The organism is Mesorhizobium sp. M0854 (assembly GCF_040319815.1).
GTDB lineage: Bacteria > Pseudomonadota > Alphaproteobacteria > Rhizobiales > Rhizobiaceae > Mesorhizobium.
The window spans coordinates 1-862 of sequence record NZ_JAMYOL010000085.1; the positions used below are offsets into that span (position 1 = coordinate 1).

General features: G+C 64.0%; 1 pseudogene. It reads right to left on the minus strand.

Going from position 1 to position 862, the window contains the following annotated elements:
* Positions 1-862, minus strand: a pseudogene (locus NKH99_RS32635) (IS3 family transposase); the annotation flags it as partial.

Sequence of the window (862 nt, forward strand, 5' to 3'; positions counted from 1 at the left end):
CGCGTGCCTGAGCCAGCGAAGTAAACAGCGTCTCGTTGAGCAGTTCATCGCGTAGTCGGCCGTTGAAGCTCTCGATGAAGCCATTCTGCATCGGCTTGCCGGGCGCAATGTAATGCCATTCGACGCGGTTCTGATCCGCCCAGGAGAGGATGGCGTTCGAGGTGAACTCGCTGCCATTGTCGCTGACGATCATTCTCGGCCGGCCGCGCTCGGTGATGAGCCGGTCCAATTCGCGGGCAACCCGCATGCCCGAGAGAGACGTATCAATGATGAGTGCCAGGCACTCTCTCGTGCAGTCGTCGACGACGGCCAGGATGCGGAAGCGGCGCCCGTCTGTGAGCTGGTCCGATACGAAGTCGAGCGACCAGCGCTCGTCGGGCCTCAGCGGCACCACCATCGGCGCCCTGGTCCCGATCGCCCGTTTGCGGCCGCCACGGCGGCGAACGGCGAGCTTCTCCTCCCGATAGAGCCGGAACAGCTTCTTGTGGTTCACGACCAGGCCCTCCCGCCTCAGCATCACGAGAAGACGCCGGTAGCCGAACCGGCGACGCTCCTGCGCGATCGCCTTCATCCGCTCGCGAAGCTCGCGGTCGTTCGGCCTGCTGGTCTCGTAGCGAACCGTCATGCGGCAACAGCCGATGGCTTTACACGCCCGCCGTTCGCTCATCCCGAAGCCTTCCTTCAGGCGAGCGACAGCTTTCCGCTTGGCCGCGGGCGTCACCATTTCTTTCCCACAAGATCCTTCAATGCGGCATTGTCGAGCATGGCGTCGGCCAGAAGCCGCTTCAGCCGCGTGTTCTCGTCCTCCAGAGCCTTCAGTCGCCGAGCCTCGGAGACATCCATCCCGCCGAAGCGGGCCTTC